Source organism: Priestia sp. YIM B13491 (assembly GCF_042787605.1).
Lineage (GTDB): Bacteria > Bacillota > Bacilli > Bacillales > Bacillaceae_H > Priestia > Priestia megaterium_E.
This window is the reverse complement of record NZ_JBHZOR010000005.1, coordinates 346,446-364,136: the sequence shown is the minus strand read 5'-3', so window position 1 is coordinate 364,136 and position 17,691 is coordinate 346,446. Positions and strand designations below refer to the sequence as shown.

Below are 17,691 nucleotides of genomic sequence, written 5' to 3'. Positions count from 1 at the left end.
GTAGAAGGAGGAAAAACAGGTGAAGAAGAAGTTGTTTTTAGGAATAACGCTTATCTTTCTATTAACTGTTTTAGGGGGTTGTACGGAAATTAACCAACCTATTACAGATGATAGTAAAGGTTTTTGGAATGAGTATGTTGTGTATCCGCTGTCATTAGTCATTACGTATCTGGCGGAGGTATTTAAAAGCTATGGAGTTGCGATTATCGTTGTCACAATCCTGATTCGCTTACTTATTCTACCGCTTATGATTAAACAGATGAGAAACACGAAAGCAATGCAGACGCTTCAGCCCGAAATGCAGAAGTTAAAGGAGAAGTACAGTTCAAAAGATGCCCAGACGCAGCAGCAATTGCAGAAAGAAACGATGGCATTATTTCAAACTTACGGAGTAAATCCTTTAGCTGGGTGCTTTCCAATTCTAATTCAAATGCCCATTCTTATTGGGATTTTCCACGCGATTACACGAACGTCGGAAATCGCAAACAACAGCTTTTTATGGTTTGATTTAGGTGCGCGTGACCCGCTATTTATCTTACCAATTGTCGCAGGAATCACAACGTTTATTCAGCAAAAGATGATGATGGCCGGGAATGCAAGTCAAAATCCTCAAATGGCTATGATGCTTTGGGTTATGCCGATCATGATTGTAGTTTTTGCAATCAATTTTCCAGCCGCCTTATCTCTTTATTGGGTAGTGGGAAATCTATTTATGATTATTCAAACCTACTTCATTAAAGGGCCAGACTTAAAACAAGCGAATATTGAAGGGGTTAAAAAATGAACGAAATCACAATTACGGCCCAGACGATTGAAGCTGCTGTTCAAGAAGCATTAGATGCTTTAGAAGTAGAGCGAAATCAAACAAATGTAGAAATAATTGAACCAGGCAAAAAAGGATTTTTAGGAATCTTTAAGGGAAAACCTGCAGTTGTAAAAGTTACAAAAATAGTGGACCCTGTAGAGGAAGCGGTTCATTTTATTACAAATGTTAGCCGTGAAATGGGGATTTCGATTCATACGAACGTCAAAAAAACCTCGAGAAACTGCATAATTGAGATTAGTAGCGATTCTGCGGGAATGTTGATTGGAAAACATGGACAAACCCTTAATGCGCTCCAGCTTCTCACACAACTGGTAGCTAATCGATACAGTCAGCAATTTTTAAATGTTGTATTAAACCCAGAAGGCTACCGAGAAAAACGAAAAGAAATGGTCGAAAAACTGGCATTAAAAATAGCGAATCAGGCGATTAAAACGAATCGATCTGTTCAACTAGAACCAATGCCTTCGCATGAAAGAAAAATGATTCACCAAGTGTTAGCTAAAAATTCTTTAGTTGAGACACACTCTGTCGGAAAAGAACCGAAAAGAAGTATTTTGGTTCAGCCCGTCGGAAAAAAGCACTAGCAAAATGCGCTAGTGCTTTTTTATGTTTACTTTTATCAAGCTAGCGTTCAAAAAATCAAGTTACATACGTTGTTATTCACATGTGGATAAGTTAAAATAGTACATACTGCCTGTTTTCCTTACTGTGTATAACAGAAGAACGTTAGAGATGTTCCAAATCGGTGAATTGTGGTATTCTATTTATTTGGTTCATACAAATTACGGGCTTTAAAATAGATGTTTTTGTTCGTGGAAAATTGTTAACGATGATAGTATATAACATCGTTTAAAATAAAAGGTTTATAAAATGAAATGAGGTGAAGTTGGTGTTAGATTTTGATACAATTGCGGCCATTTCTACACCAATGGGAGAGGGAGCTATTGCCATCGTCCGCCTGAGTGGTGAAGAAGCCATTACGATTGCAGATCGTATCTTTAAAAGCGTTTCGAACAAACGATTAACAGACGTAGCTTCTCATACTATTCACTACGGTCATATCGTAGATCCCAAGACAGAGCAAGTCGTCGAAGAAGTGATGCTTTCCATTATGAAAGGTCCCAAGACATTTACTAGAGAAGACATTATTGAAATTAACTGTCACGGAGGAATCGTATCCGTTAATCGTGTGCTGCAGTTAGTTATTGCAAATGGTGCCCGTTTAGCTGAGCCGGGTGAGTTTACAAAACGAGCATTTTTAAATGGTCGAGTAGACTTATCACAAGCAGAAGCTGTCATGGATTTAATTCGTGCCAAAACAGATAAAGCGATGAATATGGCGATTGGCCAAATGGAAGGGCGTTTGTCCAAACTAGTACGTCATTTACGACAGGAAATTCTGGAAACACTTGCCCACGTAGAAGTAAACATTGACTACCCAGAATATGACGATGTAGAGGAAATGACTCACCAAGTATTGATTGAAAAAGCTTCAAATGTACGCCAAGAAATTGATAAGCTTCTTCAAACCTCTCATCAAGGGAAAATTTTAAGAGAAGGATTGGCTACGGTTATTATTGGACGTCCTAATGTAGGGAAATCTTCTCTTCTAAATAGTTTAGTGCAAGATGCAAAGGCCATTGTCACAGACATTCCCGGAACGACGCGAGATGTAATCGAAGAGTACGTCAATGTGCGAGGAGTTCCTCTGCGATTAGTTGATACAGCTGGAATTCGTGAAACAGAAGATATTGTAGAACGAATTGGTGTGGAACGCTCTCGTCAGTATTTGAAAGAAGCAGATTTAATTTTGCTTGTGTTGAATTTTAATGAAGAACTAACGGACGAAGATAAAAAGCTATTTGAAGCTGTAAAAGGCATGGACGTTATCGTGATTGTGAATAAAACAGATCTTGAGCAAAAAATTAATCTAGAGGAAGTGCAGCAATTTGCTGGTGATCATCCAATAGTGACGACTTCGCTTCTTCAAGAACAAGGAGTAGATCAGCTTGAAGAAGCAATCGCAGCTCTTTTCTTTGGAGGGACAATTGAATCTCAAGATTTAACATATTTATCTAATACGAGACATATTGCGCTTTTAACGCAAGCAAGAGGAGCTATCGATGAGGCCATCACAGGCATTGAAAGTGGTGTTCCAATCGATATCGTCCAAATTGATTTAACAAGAACGTGGGAACTATTAGGTGAAATTATTGGTGATGCTGTTCACGAAAGCTTAATTGATCAGTTGTTCTCTCAATTCTGTTTAGGAAAATAGATTATTAAAGGAGGCTACTATTATGCAATATGAAGGTGGACAATATGATGTTATTGTCATTGGAGCAGGTCATGCAGGTTGTGAAGCGGCACTTGCTTCTGCGCGTATGGGTGCTAAAACGTTAACCTTGACCATTAACTTAGACATGGTGGCGTTTATGCCCTGCAACCCTTCTGTAGGCGGTCCTGCAAAAGGTATTGTAGTACGTGAAATTGATGCTCTTGGCGGAGAAATGGGTAGAAATATCGATAAAACTCATATTCAAATGAGAATGTTAAACACAGGAAAAGGTCCAGCCGTTCGAGCACTTAGAGCTCAAGCAGATAAATTTGCTTATCAGCATGAAATGAAAAAAACATTAGAAAATGAAGAAAATCTAACGCTTATGCAAGGCATGGTAGAACAGTTAATCGTAGAAGACGGTGTATGTACGGGCGTCGTCACTCAAACGGGAGCTGTGTATAAAGCTAAAACAGTTGTTATTACGACAGGGACATTCTTACGCGGGGAAATTATTTTAGGTGAACTAAAATATTCAAGCGGTCCTAATAATCAACAACCAGCTATTAAGCTTTCTGAACACTTAGAGGAGTTAGGACTGGATATGGTCCGTTTTAAAACAGGAACTCCACCTCGTGTTAATAGCTCAACTATTGATTACAGCAAAACGGAGATTCAGCCTGGGGATGATGTGCCCCGTGCTTTCTCATACGAAACAACACAGTACATTACAGATCAACTGCCTTGCTGGTTAACATATACAAGTGAACAAACTCATCAAATTATTGATGACAACCTCCACTTATCTCCTATGTATTCTGGGATGATCAAAGGTACTGGACCACGCTACTGTCCATCTATTGAAGATAAGGTTGTGCGATTTAATGATAAACCGCGTCACCAAATTTTCTTAGAGCCAGAAGGACGAAATACGCAAGAAGTATATGTTCAAGGACTATCAACGAGTCTTCCTGAGCATGTACAGCGTCAAATGCTTGCGACAATTCCTGGTCTTGAAAAAGTCCAAATGATGCGTGCGGGCTATGCTATTGAATATGATGCAATTGTTCCGACTCAGTTATGGCCAACGCTTGAAACGAAAAAAATTAAAAATCTTTATACGGCTGGACAAATTAACGGAACATCTGGTTATGAAGAAGCTGCAGGCCAAGGTCTTCTTGCTGGAATTAACGCGGGAAGAAGAGCGCTGGAACAAGAAGAAGTCATCTTAGGACGTTCTGATGCTTATATCGGTGTATTGGTGGATGATTTAGTAACAAAAGGAACAAATGAACCGTATCGTCTACTAACGTCTCGTGCAGAATATCGTTTATTGCTTCGTCACGATAACGCTGATTTACGCCTTACTGAAATTGGTCGTGAACTAGGATTAATCAGCGATGAGCGCTATGCTAAATTTGAACAAAAGAAAGCGGAAATCGAGCAAGAGAAAAAACGTCTTTTCTCCTTTATTATTAAACCGAATGAAGCTGTTCAACAACTGATTAAAGAAGCTGGCGGAAGTGAATTAAAAGATGGCATTCGTGCGACAGATTTACTTCGCCGCCCTGAAATGACATATACTCATATTCATCAATTAGCACCAGCTGACGAGACGGTAGATCCTGAAGTAGCTGAACAAGTAGAAATTCAGGTGAAATACGAAGGATATATTCAGAAATCACTTCAGCAAGTTGAACGCTTGAAGAAGTTAGAAAACAAAAAGATTCCTGATTATATCGATTATGATGCAATTAACGGTTTAGCTACAGAAGCACGTCAAAAATTAAACCAAGTGCGTCCACTAACGGTAGCGCAAGCTTCACGTATTTCTGGAGTCAACCCAGCTGATATTTCAATCTTGCTTGTTTATATTGAACAAGGGCGCATCGCTAAAGTATCAAATGATTAAAACTCTTAGGCGCGAAGAAAGGGAAACTCAATGAATATTCAACAGTTTCAACAGCTATTAGAAGAAAAGGGAATTTCTCTTTCTTCTAAACAGCTGAATCAATTTGAAAAGTATTATCAAGTTTTAGTGGAATGGAACGAAAAAATGAATTTAACTGCTATCACTGATCACGGTGAAGTGTATGAAAAGCATTTTTACGATTCTATTTCAGCTGCTTTTTTTCAAGACTTTACAGAAATTGAATCCATGTGTGATGTAGGTGCAGGAGCAGGATTTCCAAGTATTCCGATCAAAATTTGCTTCCCGCATTTGCATGTAACAATCGTTGATTCGTTACAAAAGCGTATTACGTTTTTAACGCATCTTGTAAATGAGCTTGAACTAGACAATGTCACACTATGTCATGATCGAGCTGAAACATTTGGTAAAAAAGAAAGTATTCGCGAGTCATTCGATCTTGTAACGGCAAGAGCCGTGGCACGTATTTCGGTTCTTAATGAATTTTGCTTACCGCTTGTTAAAGAACAAGGACGCTTTTTAGCAATGAAAGGTGCTTCTGCCCCTGAAGAATTAAAAAATGGAGAAAAATCATTCCAAGTATTAGGTGGAAAAGTGAAGTCGATTGAACATTTCCAATTGCCTTTGGAGCAAAGTGAACGTTACATTATTTTAATAGACAAAATAAAGAAAACGCCTAAAAAATATCCTAGAAAACCTGGTACCCCAGTTAAGCTTCCACTAGAGTAGGCATTAAATAGATAGAGAAGAAAATGTTTCATATGAAACATTTTCTTCTCTATATTTTCTGTTTAGAAAGCAGGATATGATTAAAAAACATCGAATTAGTTTAAGGCGGGATTTTCCTGAAGGTGGTGTGGGACTATGAAATCTGCTTTTTCACGTTTCTTTAATTTAAAAGAAAAAGATGAGGATATTCATGTAGAGATTGAAACTGTCCAAGATGAAAATGTCGAAAAAGTTTTAAGAGATGAAGTAAAACAAATTAGGGTTTCAAGTATTATTCCGAATCGTTATCAGCCGCGTACTGTGTTTAATGAAGCAAAAATTGAAGAGCTAGCTCTTACTATTCATACACACGGTATTATTCAACCTATTGTGGTTCGACCGACTGAGGGCGAAGAATACGAATTAATTGCTGGAGAACGCCGGTGGAGAGCTGTACAAAGCTTAGGATGGGATACGGTTCCTGCAATTGTGAAACATTTTAACGATACAGAAACGGCCTCTGTGGCTTTAATAGAAAACTTACAACGTGAAGAGCTAACGGCTGTCGAAGAAGCACTAGCCTACGCAAAGTTAATTGAGTTACATAATCTTACCCAAGAGGCATTAGCTCAACGTTTAGGAAAAGGCCAATCCACAATTGCAAACAAGCTTCGTTTGTTAAAGCTTCCTGTTGAAATACAAGAAGCAATCAAACAAAAATTGATTACAGAGCGACATGCAAGAGCGCTCATTCCCCTCAAAAATCAAGAAAAACAACTTCAAGTATTAGCTGAGATTATTGAAAAACAATTAAATGTAAAACAAACGGAAGATCGAGTAGTGAAATTGTTAGAAACGCAGGTTAAAAAGCCAAAAGCAAAAAGAAAAGCGTTTAGTAAAGATACGCGTATCGCAATGAATACAATTCGTCAATCCTTGACAATGGTTAGTGACAGCGGTATTTCATTAAACACGGAAGAAGAAGAGTTTGATGAATATTTTCAGTTTACTATTAAGATTCCGAAAAAATAAAGAAATAGCCCTCATCTTTTTTTGATGAGGCTTTTTTATCAAAGTTTTTCGTCAGAAAATTCAATGAACATTTAAACTGTCTGGACAAATGGGATGGAAATGAAAGTAGGTGACAACATGGGGAAAATTGTGGCAGTTGCGAATCAAAAAGGCGGAGTTGGAAAAACAACAACCGCTGTTAATTTAGGAGCTTGTTTAGCTGAACAAGGAAAAAAGGTTCTACTTGTAGACGGAGACCCCCAGGGTAACGCTACGAGTGGAGTTGGCATAGATAAAGCAGATGTAGATGAATGTATTTATAATGTAATCGTAGAAGATATGGAAGCTAAGAACGTTGTTCGTTCAACAGCCGTCGAAAATTTATCAATCATTCCCGCGACCATTCAATTAGCTGGTGCAGAAATTGAATTAGTGTCGACTATTTCACGTGAAGTTCGACTTAAGAGAGCTTTAGAAACGGTGAAAGATCACTTTGATTATGTTATTATTGATTGTCCCCCTTCTCTTGGTTTACTGACATTAAATGCGTTAACGGCGGCTGATTCTGTTTTAATACCTGTACAGTGTGAATATTATGCGCTTGAAGGATTAAGTCAATTGCTAAATACCGTTAGATTAGTCCAAAAACATTTGAATAATCAACTGCGTATCGAAGGTGTATTGCTGACTATGCTTGACGCACGCACAAATTTAGGACTGCAGGTAACAGCAGAAGTGAAGAAGTACTTTCAGGATCGCGTTTATCAAACGATTATTCCTCGAAATGTTCGTTTGAGCGAAGCACCTAGTCATGGTGAACCAATTATCTTATATGATGCAAGATCTAGAGGGGCCGCAGTTTATACGGAACTTGCAAAGGAAGTGATTTATAATGGCGAAAGGATTAGGGAAAGGAATTAATGCCTTATTTTCAGGCTTAGATGCACAGGCTGATGATTCAATTCAGGAAGTTGCTATTCACGAACTCAGACCCAACCCCTATCAACCACGTAAAACGTTTAATAAAGAAGCAATTAATGAGTTAAAGCAGTCCATTTTACATCATGGCATCTTACAGCCTATTGTAGCTCGCAAAAGCATTAAAGGCTATGAAATCTTAGCGGGTGAAAGACGATTTAGAGCTGCTAAAGAAGCCGACCTTGCTACTGTTCCTGTCATTATAAAAGACTTTTCAGAAAAGCAAATGATGGAACTAGCTTTGTTAGAGAATTTACAGCGTGAAGATTTGACGCCAATTGAAGAAGCAACTGCTTATCAATTGCTTATGGATAAGCTCGATATGACACAGGAGCAACTTGCTACACGACTGGGAAAAAGCCGACCTCATATTGCTAACTATGTTCGCCTCTTGCAACTGCCTGAGGAAATTCAAACCCTCATTTCTACTAATGAATTGTCTATGGGCCATGGGCGTACGCTAGTCGGTTTGAAAAATAAAGCGCTTCTACCTAAAGTCGTTGAAAAAATACGCAAGGAACAATTAAATGTCAGACAGTTAGAGGCTTATATTGCCCACTTAAATAAAGCCGTTCCACGTGAAACATCAAAAACTAAAAAAGATAAAGATTTATTTATAAAACAAAGTGAAACACAGCTTCGTGAACGTTTTGGTACCTCCGTTCACATTACACAAAGTAAGAAAAAAGGAAAAATTGAAATCGAATTTTTCTCTAAAGAAGATTTAAACCGTCTTCTTGAATTATTTAACGATCTTTCTCAGACTAATAAATCTTCTGTATAAAAAAGGTTGTCCTAGTTTTAGGACAACCTTTTTTATTGTTTATATTGTCTTACCGTTTGGTAAACCGAAGAATTATTAAACTCTTTCTCTCGTTCATTGTGCGCAGTCTCAATACTTTTCGCAATTAAATCGGCAATGCACATAACGAGGTGAAGCCTCGTATTTTGCAAGACGAAAAATTCCATAAATCCGCTCACGTTGACAACCCCTGTTATATGAATATCTCCGACTGGCGGCAATTCTTTATTAACACCTGCTCCAGGCTTGACGGGCCCAACGCCAAGTGATGCAGAGCCTACACTTTTCATACGGCCTAAGCAAGCATCAATTCCAATAATAAAAGGATTTGGAAAAAGCTTTTGAATATGTTTTAACGTTTCTTTCAAATTAACCGCATGAACAGGCTCTTCTAACGTTCCAAAAATATGAAAAGATGAAACCTTTTTTTCATTCAGTTTTGTTCCGACTAATGGACCCAATGAGTCCCCAGTTGAACGGTCCGTTCCAATACATACAAAAACAATTGGTCTGTCTTTCTGTGCTGGAAGTAAAGATAGTAACTGTGTACTCAGCTTCTTTGTAGCAGATTCCTCATCATGAAATACGCGGGTTGAATGTTGTGTCTTCTCAAAGAAGGGAGATTTTAAATTCATAGGGTCCACTCCTTATACATAATAGTAACAGTATACGAAGATTTTGAAGATTCTATACATATATTTCGTGGATTGGGGGAAAATCGATGTGGAGAGCCGGGTGTAAATGGATATTCTTAATTATGGGAACGATGATAGGTGCTGGATATGCTTCTGGAAGAGAACTATGGCAGTTCTTTGGTGAAGAAAGCGGACTTGCTATTTTTCTATTTTCTATTATTTTTGCGATTTCTTGCAATGTGATTATGCAAATCAGCTATCGCTATCGAACCAATCAATTTTACCCAGTACTAATTGAATTAATAGGAAAGAGATGGGCTGCAGCCTACGACGTTTTAATCGTTTTTTATTTGTTTACGACGACGGTGATTATGATCGCGGGCGGCGGGGCGACATTGGAAATGTGGCATGTTCCTTACTGGTGGGGAATTGGTGGTCTTAGTGTGTTTATCGTCTTTGTTTTTTCAAGAGGATTAAGTGGACTGCTTTCTATCAATTCTTTCGTTATGCCAATCTTAATGATTGGACTAGCTGGTGTACTTCTTACATTTGTTTTACGTCATCCTGGAGTAACTAATTGGCATCTTCAGCATAATTGGCCTGCTGCTTTTACCTTTACGGCTTTAAATATTCTTCCTCTTGTCGCGGTATTATCTACAATTGGAAAGGAAATTAAAAGCAAAAAAGAGATTTATATTGCAAGTGTTGGCAGTGGTTTTTTATTAGGAGGCCTCTCTTTTATTTATAATGAATCACTTATTCAAGTTTCAGGGCTTCTTTCCTCTTATGAAATTCCATTATTCGCTATTCTTAAAGATTTTCCTTATATGATGACGTTTTTAATGAGCATTGTTTTGCTTATCGCAATTTATACGACAGCCGTTTCGGGAATTTTAGGATTGACCGCTCGTTTTCATACTGAAAAGGTGCAATCTCTTTGGAAACTGGCAGCCTGCTGGCTACTTTTAATGATTCCCTTTACAAAGGTAGGGTTTTCTACTTTAATTGCTATTTTGTATCCAATGTATGGAATCGTCAATTTATTTCTAGTAACAGCCGTTTTGTTGTATCCATTTCGAAATCGCTACAAAAGTTCGTAGAAACTTGCTACAATAGGTTAAAACTTTCTCGTATGCAGATTATGTTACGTTAGGAGCTACATGTAGTATGAATTCGTTGAAGTCAGTTTTTAAGAACGTGTTTGAGCCATTTTTTCAAGAAGAAACGTGGGCACATATTGGAGAGGGATTTATAAAAATTCTATTGATTCTACTCATTTCCATGTTTTTAATTCGAATTGGAAAGAAAGCGTTAAATAAATTCGTAGAGGTTCGCACAAATAGCCCTCTGCGTATTTCTGAGCGACGAGAAGCTACGATGGTCCGTTTGCTTCAAAATATTTTTTCTTATGCCATTTATTTCGTTGCGGGAGTTATGATTTTAGAAACGTTATCGGTAGATGTCCGTGGATTGCTAGCGGGGGCTGGAATCGTAGGGCTCGCGGTAGGGTTTGGTGCTCAAAACTTAGTGAAAGACATCATCACGGGGTTTTTTATTATCTTTGAAGATCAGTTCTCCGTTGGGGATTATGTTCGAGTAGGAACATTTGAGGGAACTGTAGAGGAAATTGGTTTGAGAACTACAAAGATTAAGAGTTGGACAGGCGAAATTAATATTTTGCCTAATGGCAGTATTGTGGAGGTCACTAATTTTTCGTTACATAACAGCGTAGCTTTCGTTGATGTAAGCATTTCTTATGAAGAAAACATACAAAAAGCAGAACAAGTGATTTTAGACCTGTTAGAAAAATTGCCAAGTCGCTATGAAGATATGGTTAAAACGCCTGAATTGCTGGGGGTTCAAAATATCCATGCAACTGAAGTCACAATGAGGATTACAAGTGAAGTAAAACCAATGAGACATTTCCATATTTCTCGTATGATTCGTAAAGAAGTGCGTACAAGGCTAAATGAACATGGTATTGAAGTTCCATTTCCTCGTATGGTTATGTATAATCGTACAGAAGAAGCACAGCATTCGTCGACGTTGAAAGGGACATAAGGAGGAGAGAGCTGATGACGGAAAAAGAATTTGGTTTAAATGACGTTGTGGAAATGAAAAAACCTCATCCTTGCGGTACAAATGAATGGAAAATCATTCGAATGGGAATGGATATCCGTATCAAATGTGAAGGCTGCGGCCATAGCGTAATGATTCCAAGACGTGATTTTGCACGTAAAATGAAAAAAATTCTTGTAAAGCATGAGGAATAACCTCATGCATTTTCTATGTTTATGCCTTATACTGTAAGGTGGGACAAAATGAAGCACCTTAACCCCATGCGGTTAAAGGTTCTTTATCAAACTTGTATTTCAAAAGTTGACTCACTATAATTGTGACAGGTTAACTTGTTTCGGATATATAAAGAGGAGTGAATAAATATATGGCTTTAACAGCTGGAATTGTTGGTCTTCCTAACGTTGGAAAATCAACATTATTTAATGCAATTACACAAGCGGGCGCAGAATCTGCGAACTACCCTTTCTGTACGATTGATCCTAACGTAGGTATTGTAGAAGTACCTGATCACCGTCTTCAAAAACTTACAGAGCTTGTAAAACCTAAAAAAACAATTCCAACAGCATTTGAATTCACAGATATCGCTGGAATCGTAAAAGGTGCTAGTAAAGGTGAAGGATTGGGAAATAAATTCTTATCTCATATTCGAGAAGTAGATGCGATTTGTCACGTTGTGCGTTGTTTTGAAGATGAAAACATCACGCACGTTTCAGGAAAAGTAGATCCTATCTCAGATATTGAAACAATTAATTTAGAGTTAATTTTAGCAGATTTAGAAACGGTAGAGAAACGTATTGGCCGTGTTCAAAAAATGGCTAAACAAAAAGACAAAGAAGCAATGTATGAATACGAAATTCTAGAGAAACTAAAGAACGCATTTGAAAGTGATCAGCCAGCTCGTGCTGTATCGTTTACAGAAGAACAAATGAAATTAGTAAAACAATTTCACTTGCTAACGATCAAACCTATTCTTTATGTAGCAAACGTTGCTGAAGATGAAGTAGCCGATGCATCTGCTAACGAATATGTAGCAAAAGTGCGCGAGTATGCGGCAAGTGAAGGTGCAGAAGTAATTGTTGTTTGCGCACGCATTGAATCTGAAATTGCTGAACTTGAAGGAGAAGAAAAAGCAATGTTCCTTGAAGAACTAGGCATTGAACAGTCAGGTCTAGATCAGCTTGTACGTGCAGCGTACGATTTACTTGGATTAGCTACGTACTTTACAGCCGGTGAGCAAGAAGTACGCGCGTGGACGTTTACACAAGGTATGAAAGCTCCTGAGTGTGCAGGTATTATTCATACAGATTTTGAACGCGGATTTATTCGTGCAGAAACGGTGTCATACGAGGATTTATTGGCTGCCAAAACAATGGGAGCAGCTCGTGAAGCTGGAAAAGTACGTTTAGAAGGAAAAGAATACATCGTAAAAGACGGAGACGTTATGCATTTCCGCTTTAACGTATAAGATTAAAAGCCGAAAGAAGATATCTTCTTTCGGCTTTTGTCGTTGGCGAAAATATTAGCATATATTTACGAAACAGCCCGCAATGCGTATTGCTTTGCCTATGGTAGTGTGCTATAATTTTAATTCGTGAGTAATATTTTATTGCTCCTTGCCCGTTTCGGGCCGTTAGACCAAAAGGAGGTGACAGTGATGAGAAAGTATGAAGTAATGTACATCATCCGTCCAAGCATTGATGACGAAGCAAAGAAAGCATTAGTTGAGCGCTTCAACGGCGTATTAACTGATAATGGTGCTGAAATCGCAAATGTTAAAGAATGGGGTAAACGTCGTTTAGCATACGAAATCAATGATTTCCGTGACGGTTACTACATGATTCTTGACGTGGCGGCTACTTCAGAAGCAGTTTCTGAATTTGATCGTCTTGCGAAAATCAACGAAGACATTATCCGTCATATCGTTGTTAAACAAGAAGCATAATTAAACGTTTAAATAAATTGGGTTTTATTTCCTTAAGGAGTGGTTCTGATGATGAATCGCGTAATTCTCGTAGGACGCTTAACCAAAGATCCTGAATTACGTTATACCCCGAGTGGAGCAGCGGTTGCAACATTCACTTTAGCGGTAAACCGCACATTTACAAATCAGCAAGGTGAACGTGAAGCTGACTTCATCAACTGTGTTGTATGGCGTCGTCAGGCTGAAAATGCAGCCAATTTCCTTAAAAAAGGAAGTTTAGCTGGTGTTGATGGTCGACTACAATCTCGCAGTTACGAAGGACAAGACGGTCGTCGCGTATACGTAACGGAAGTTGTAGCGGAAAGTGTGCAATTTTTAGAGCCGAAAAGTGGCGGTGGGGATACGCAACGCAGTAACTTTGCTAACACTGGAGGATCTGGACAAGGCTCTCCATTTGGAGATAATCAGAACCGTAACTCAGGTAATCAAGGTTATACTCGCGTTGATGATGATCCATTTGCAAATAATGGCGAGACAATTGACATTTCAGATGACGATTTACCGTTTTAATTCGCAGTAGATTATCCGGAGTATAAAATTTTATAGAAACTTTTAAGCGGAAGGAGGCGTATCAAAATGGCAGGTGGACGTAAAGGTGGACGCAACAGACGTCGTAAAGTTTGTTTCTTCACAGCAAACGGCATCACTCACATCGATTACAAAGATGTAGATATGCTTAAAAAATTCGTTTCAGAGCGTGGTAAAATTTTACCTCGTCGTGTAACTGGAACAAGCGCTAAATACCAACGTAAATTAACGATCGCTATCAAACGCGCTCGTCAAATGGCATTATTACCATATGTTTCTGGTGAATAATGAACGGTATAAAAAGAGGCAGTAAGGATTCCCTTACTGCCTCTTTTTACATTACATAAGTGCTCTTTTGTCAAATAGTTGCTTCTTATGAATTGAATCGATAAAATAAATAATAGTCTATATCAACGAGGTGAAGTTGTGAAAGGAATTCGATATATTACAGAAGGAGCAGCTCTTTTAGCGCTTTTTGTGGCGCTGTTGCTTTTTTCACTATACATACCTGTTGTGGGAACCATTTTTCAACTAGCGCTTGCTGTTCCATTTATTGTGTATACCGTTCGTCATGGGTGGAAAAAGGCAATATTATTTTTAGTAGTAGGGTTGTTATTGACTTTGTTATTTGGAAATGTGTTGACTCTTCCTTTTACATTTGTATTTGGTATTGGTGGATTAGCAATAGGAATGCTTTACCGACAAAAACAAAAAAGGTATACCATTTTACTAGGCGGAACGGTTGCATTTAGTTTAGGTTTACTTTTATTGTTTGTAGGAGCAAATGTCATTTTTAATGTTAATTTAATGGAGCAAATAAATAATGCTTTAGATCAATCAATTAATCAAAGTATTGAAATGATGAAAAATTTAGGACAAGACGTTAAGGAATCTCAAATTGACCAAATGAGAGATGCATTTGATATGTTTAAAAATCTATTGCCTCTATTAATTGTTATAGGTGGAGTTATTCTGGCCTTTTTCTCTCAGCTTATTGCTACGCCTATTCTTAAAAGAACAGGTTATGAGGTGGAAGCATTCCCGCCTTTTCGTGAATTCAAACTTCCTAAAAGTATTCTATGGTATTATTTGATTGCATTAATCTTATCCTTCCCATCTTTTAATATTGAACAAGGTACATTTATGTACGTAGCCATTATCAATATCGTGATGGGACTGCAAATGCTAGTAGTGTTACAAGGGATTTCTTTTATTTTCTATTTTTCACATCAAAAAGGGTATGCGAAAGCAATTCCAATTGTTGTAACAATTTTAGCATTAATTATTCCAATTATCCTTCAAATTGTGCGCATCTTAGGTATAATTGATTTAGGATTTAATTTAAGAAAACAATTAGACACAAAAAAGTAGATATTGTGGAACTTAAAAAAGTAGGAGCTGAAATGGATGCCTGTCTTTACAAAAAAGAACGTTATTCGCTATCCATTTTACTCATTGTATAGTATAGCTCTGATTTTAGTAGGTATCGTGACCTATCATAATTGGATCATAGGAATGATAGGCTTTATATTACTATTAGCCTGTCTTTTTCTATACATGAGAATGGAGCGAATGCTGTCCGATGAGTTTGAAACCTATATTTCAATGCTGTCTCATCGGCTGAAAAAAGTAGGCGAAGAGGCATTAATGGAAATGCCGATTGGGATTATGCTGTTTAATGATGAATATCAAATTGAATGGACCAATCCTTTTCTAGCATCTTGTCTCGGTGAAGACACACTAGTGGGAAGATCATTATACGATGTAGCCGAAAGTATTATTCCACTGATCAAACAAGAAGTGGAAACAGAAGTTGTCACGTTGCATGATCGGAAATTTAAAGTGGTGATTAAACGAGACGAGCGCTTACTGTACTTCTTTGATATTACAGAGCAAATAGAAATCGAAAAATTGTATGAAGAAGAACGAACAAGTTTAGGTATTATCTTTTTAGATAATTATGATGAACTAACGCAAGGAATGGATGATCAAGTTAAAAGTAACTTGAATAGCCAAGTAACCTCTATGTTAAATAGTTGGGCTCAAGAATACGGTATTTTTATTAAACGTACGTCTTCCGAGAAATTTATTGCGATTATGAATGAACAAATCTTAATTCATTTAGAGCGAAGCAAATTTTCTATCTTAGACCAAGTTCGAGAAGAGACGTCTAAACAAAATATACCGCTTACATTGAGCATTGGTATCGGTGCTGGTGCTGCTGATTTACCTGAGCTGGGTGCCTTAGCTCAATCTAGCTTGGATTTGGCCTTAGGTCGAGGCGGAGATCAAGTAGCGATTAAACAGCCGAATGGAAAAGTGAAATTCTTTGGGGGCAAGACAAACCCAATGGAAAAACGGACGCGCGTGCGTGCAAGAGTTATTTCTCACGCGTTAAAAGAGCTCATTACAGAGAGTGGAAAAGTGATTATCATGGGTCATAAGTATCCGGATATGGATGCTGTAGGAGCTGCTATTGGGATATTAAAAGTAGCCCAAGTAAATCAGAAAGACGGTTTTATCGTATTAGATCCTGATCATATCGATACAGGTGTTCAGCGAATGCTAGAAGAGATTAAAAAGAAAGAAGGCCTGTGGGAGCGATTTATTACGCCTGAAGAAGCCTTAAATCTTGTAAGTGATGATACTCTTTTAGTAGTAGTAGATACGCACAAGCCATCGATGGTTATTGAAGAAAGATTATTACATCGTATTGAAAATGTCGTGGTCATTGATCACCATAGACGTGGAGAAGACTTTATTGAAGATCCTCTTCTTGTCTATATGGAGCCATATGCTTCCTCGACAGCAGAGCTCGTTACTGAGCTTCTTGAATACCAGCCAAAACGATTTAAAATTGATATGCTAGAAGCAACGGCACTTTTAGCTGGTATTATTGTCGATACAAAAAGCTTTACATTACGCACGGGATCTCGTACGTTTGATGCAGCGTCCTTTTTACGTTCTCAAGGCGCAGATACGGTTCTTGTTCAAAAGTTTTTAAAAGAAGATATCACGCAATATGTACAGCGAGCACGCTTTATTGAACATGCAGAGATTTATACAGCAGGTATTGCTATTTCACGAGCTGAACCAAACAAAATGTATGATCAAGTGTTAATTGCGCAAGCTGCAGATACGCTGCTTTCAATCAGCGGAGTGGTTGCTTCGTTTGTTATTTCTAAGCGGCGGGATAATCTAATTGGCATTAGTGCTAGATCGCTTGGAGATATCAATGTACAAGTTATTATGGAAAGTCTCCAAGGCGGAGGCCACTTAACGAATGCTGCTACTCAGCTCCAAGACATTAGTTTGGATGAAGCTGAAGAACGGCTTAAACAAGCAATTGATGAGTACTTAGATGGAGGTAAAAAATCATGAAAGTAATTTTCTTAAAAGATGTAAAAGGAAAAGGCAAAAAAGGTGAAGTGAAAAATGTTTCAGATGGCTACGCACATAACTTCTTATTAAAAAATGGTTATGCTGTTGAAGCTACAGGCGGTAATGTGAAGGTATTAGAAGCACAAAAAAATAGAGAGCAAAAAGATGCAGCTGCAGAACTTCAAGCAAACAAAGAGTTAAAAGCAACTCTTGAAGAACTAACAGTTGAATTAAAAGCAAAATCTGGTGAAGGCGGCCGTTTATTCGGTTCTATCACAAGCAAACAAATTGCTGAAGAATTAAAGAAAAAACACAAAATTAAAGTAGATAAGCGTAAAATTGAATTAAATGATGCCATTCGCGCATTAGGCTACACAAATGTACCGGTTAAATTACATCCAGAAGTAACGGCTACTGTAAAGGTACACGTGACTGAACAAAAATAAACGTACGATTGAAAAATAGGTAAATAATATAAAGGGTTGGCGCGGACTTGTATTTGTTCGCGCCAACATTTATGATGAAAGAAAATACGAAAGAATATAAGAGGGGCA

The 17,691-nt window shown here is 37.9% G+C and carries 19 protein-coding genes; 18 read left to right on the top strand and 1 reads right to left on the bottom strand.

The genetic code is table 11. The features are described from left to right. Positions 1-19: 19 nt before the first annotated feature. From spoIIIJ to ACFX4E_RS20290, 8 genes are all read left to right on the top strand, one after another. Entirely contained in the window at positions 20-784 is a 765-nt protein-coding gene (gene spoIIIJ / locus ACFX4E_RS20325) for a YidC family membrane integrase SpoIIIJ (RefSeq protein ID WP_377238092.1), read from the top strand. Next, positions 781-1,410, top strand: a complete 630-nt coding sequence (jag, locus tag ACFX4E_RS20320; protein ID WP_050691086.1) for an RNA-binding cell elongation regulator Jag/EloR — start codon at positions 781-783, stop codon at positions 1,408-1,410. The genes spoIIIJ and jag overlap by 4 nt, the downstream gene beginning before the upstream one ends. 305 nt (positions 1,411-1,715) lie before the next feature. Then, positions 1,716-3,104: a tRNA uridine-5-carboxymethylaminomethyl(34) synthesis GTPase MnmE gene (gene mnmE, locus ACFX4E_RS20315; protein WP_013085566.1), complete on the top strand. Its 1,389-nt coding sequence runs from the start codon at positions 1,716-1,718 to the stop codon at positions 3,102-3,104. Between the two features lie 22 nt (positions 3,105-3,126). Further along, a complete protein-coding gene (gene mnmG / locus ACFX4E_RS20310) occupies positions 3,127-5,016 on the top strand; it encodes a tRNA uridine-5-carboxymethylaminomethyl(34) synthesis enzyme MnmG (RefSeq protein ID WP_013059925.1) in 1,890 nt (629 codons plus the stop codon). A 30-nt stretch (positions 5,017-5,046) separates the two neighbouring features. Then, positions 5,047-5,763: a 16S rRNA (guanine(527)-N(7))-methyltransferase RsmG gene (gene rsmG / locus ACFX4E_RS20305; RefSeq protein ID WP_050691087.1), complete on the top strand. Its 717-nt coding sequence runs from the start codon at positions 5,047-5,049 to the stop codon at positions 5,761-5,763. Between the two features lie 135 nt (positions 5,764-5,898). Further along, complete coding sequence (gene noc, locus ACFX4E_RS20300; protein WP_013059923.1) at positions 5,899-6,774, top strand: nucleoid occlusion protein; 876 nt, start codon at positions 5,899-5,901, stop codon at positions 6,772-6,774. A gap of 117 nt (positions 6,775-6,891) precedes the next feature. Next, a complete protein-coding gene (locus tag ACFX4E_RS20295; RefSeq protein WP_028409764.1) occupies positions 6,892-7,674 on the top strand; it encodes a ParA family protein in 783 nt (260 codons plus the stop codon). Continuing rightward, positions 7,646-8,515, top strand: coding sequence for a ParB/RepB/Spo0J family partition protein (locus tag ACFX4E_RS20290; protein ID WP_013059921.1), 870 nt, complete (start codon positions 7,646-7,648; stop codon positions 8,513-8,515). Before ACFX4E_RS20295 ends, ACFX4E_RS20290 begins: the two co-directional genes overlap by 29 nt. 32 nt (positions 8,516-8,547) lie before the next feature. Here ACFX4E_RS20290 and yyaC read toward each other — a convergent pair whose 3' ends face one another. Further along, entirely contained in the window at positions 8,548-9,168 is a 621-nt protein-coding gene (yyaC, locus tag ACFX4E_RS20285; RefSeq protein WP_028409763.1) for a spore protease YyaC, read from the bottom strand. Between the two features lie 86 nt (positions 9,169-9,254). Here yyaC and ACFX4E_RS20280 point away from each other — a divergent pair, with 86 nt between their 5' ends. The 10 genes from ACFX4E_RS20280 to rplI all read left to right on the top strand — a co-directional run bounded on the left by ACFX4E_RS20280 (position 9,255) and on the right by rplI (position 17,583). After that, positions 9,255-10,268 carry a YkvI family membrane protein gene (locus ACFX4E_RS20280; RefSeq protein WP_028409762.1) on the top strand — a complete coding sequence of 338 codons (1,014 nt, stop codon included), beginning with the start codon at positions 9,255-9,257 and terminating at the stop codon, positions 10,266-10,268. A gap of 67 nt (positions 10,269-10,335) precedes the next feature. Beyond that, positions 10,336-11,229: a mechanosensitive ion channel family protein gene (locus ACFX4E_RS20275; protein WP_377238091.1), complete on the top strand. Its 894-nt coding sequence runs from the start codon at positions 10,336-10,338 to the stop codon at positions 11,227-11,229. Positions 11,230-11,243: 14 nt separating this feature from the next. Beyond that, the gene (locus ACFX4E_RS20270; RefSeq protein ID WP_013059917.1) at positions 11,244-11,441 is read left to right on the top strand and encodes a DUF951 domain-containing protein; all 198 of its coding nucleotides are present in this window, start codon (positions 11,244-11,246) and stop codon (positions 11,439-11,441) included. 170 nt (positions 11,442-11,611) lie between these two features. Further along, the gene (gene ychF, locus ACFX4E_RS20265) at positions 11,612-12,712 is read left to right on the top strand and encodes a redox-regulated ATPase YchF (protein WP_028411917.1); all 1,101 of its coding nucleotides are present in this window, start codon (positions 11,612-11,614) and stop codon (positions 12,710-12,712) included. A gap of 189 nt (positions 12,713-12,901) precedes the next feature. Continuing rightward, the gene (gene rpsF, locus ACFX4E_RS20260; RefSeq protein WP_013059915.1) at positions 12,902-13,189 is read left to right on the top strand and encodes a 30S ribosomal protein S6; all 288 of its coding nucleotides are present in this window, start codon (positions 12,902-12,904) and stop codon (positions 13,187-13,189) included. A gap of 48 nt (positions 13,190-13,237) precedes the next feature. After that, on the top strand, positions 13,238-13,738 hold the full coding sequence (gene ssb, locus ACFX4E_RS20255) for a single-stranded DNA-binding protein (RefSeq protein ID WP_013059914.1): 501 nt from the start codon (positions 13,238-13,240) through the stop codon (positions 13,736-13,738). A 66-nt stretch (positions 13,739-13,804) separates the two neighbouring features. Continuing rightward, positions 13,805-14,044: a 30S ribosomal protein S18 gene (gene rpsR / locus ACFX4E_RS20250; RefSeq protein WP_013059913.1), complete on the top strand. Its 240-nt coding sequence runs from the start codon at positions 13,805-13,807 to the stop codon at positions 14,042-14,044. A 138-nt stretch (positions 14,045-14,182) separates the two neighbouring features. Continuing rightward, the gene (locus ACFX4E_RS20245) at positions 14,183-15,127 is read left to right on the top strand and encodes a YybS family protein (RefSeq protein WP_098333879.1); all 945 of its coding nucleotides are present in this window, start codon (positions 14,183-14,185) and stop codon (positions 15,125-15,127) included. 36 nt (positions 15,128-15,163) lie between these two features. Further along, positions 15,164-17,137 carry a DHH family phosphoesterase gene (locus tag ACFX4E_RS20240; RefSeq protein ID WP_028409759.1) on the top strand — a complete coding sequence of 658 codons (1,974 nt, stop codon included), beginning with the start codon at positions 15,164-15,166 and terminating at the stop codon, positions 17,135-17,137. Then, positions 17,134-17,583 (top strand): 50S ribosomal protein L9, encoded by a 450-nt coding sequence (rplI, locus tag ACFX4E_RS20235; protein ID WP_016765987.1) that lies wholly within the window; start codon positions 17,134-17,136, stop codon positions 17,581-17,583. Before ACFX4E_RS20240 ends, rplI begins: the two co-directional genes overlap by 4 nt. Positions 17,584-17,691 lie beyond the last annotated feature (108 nt).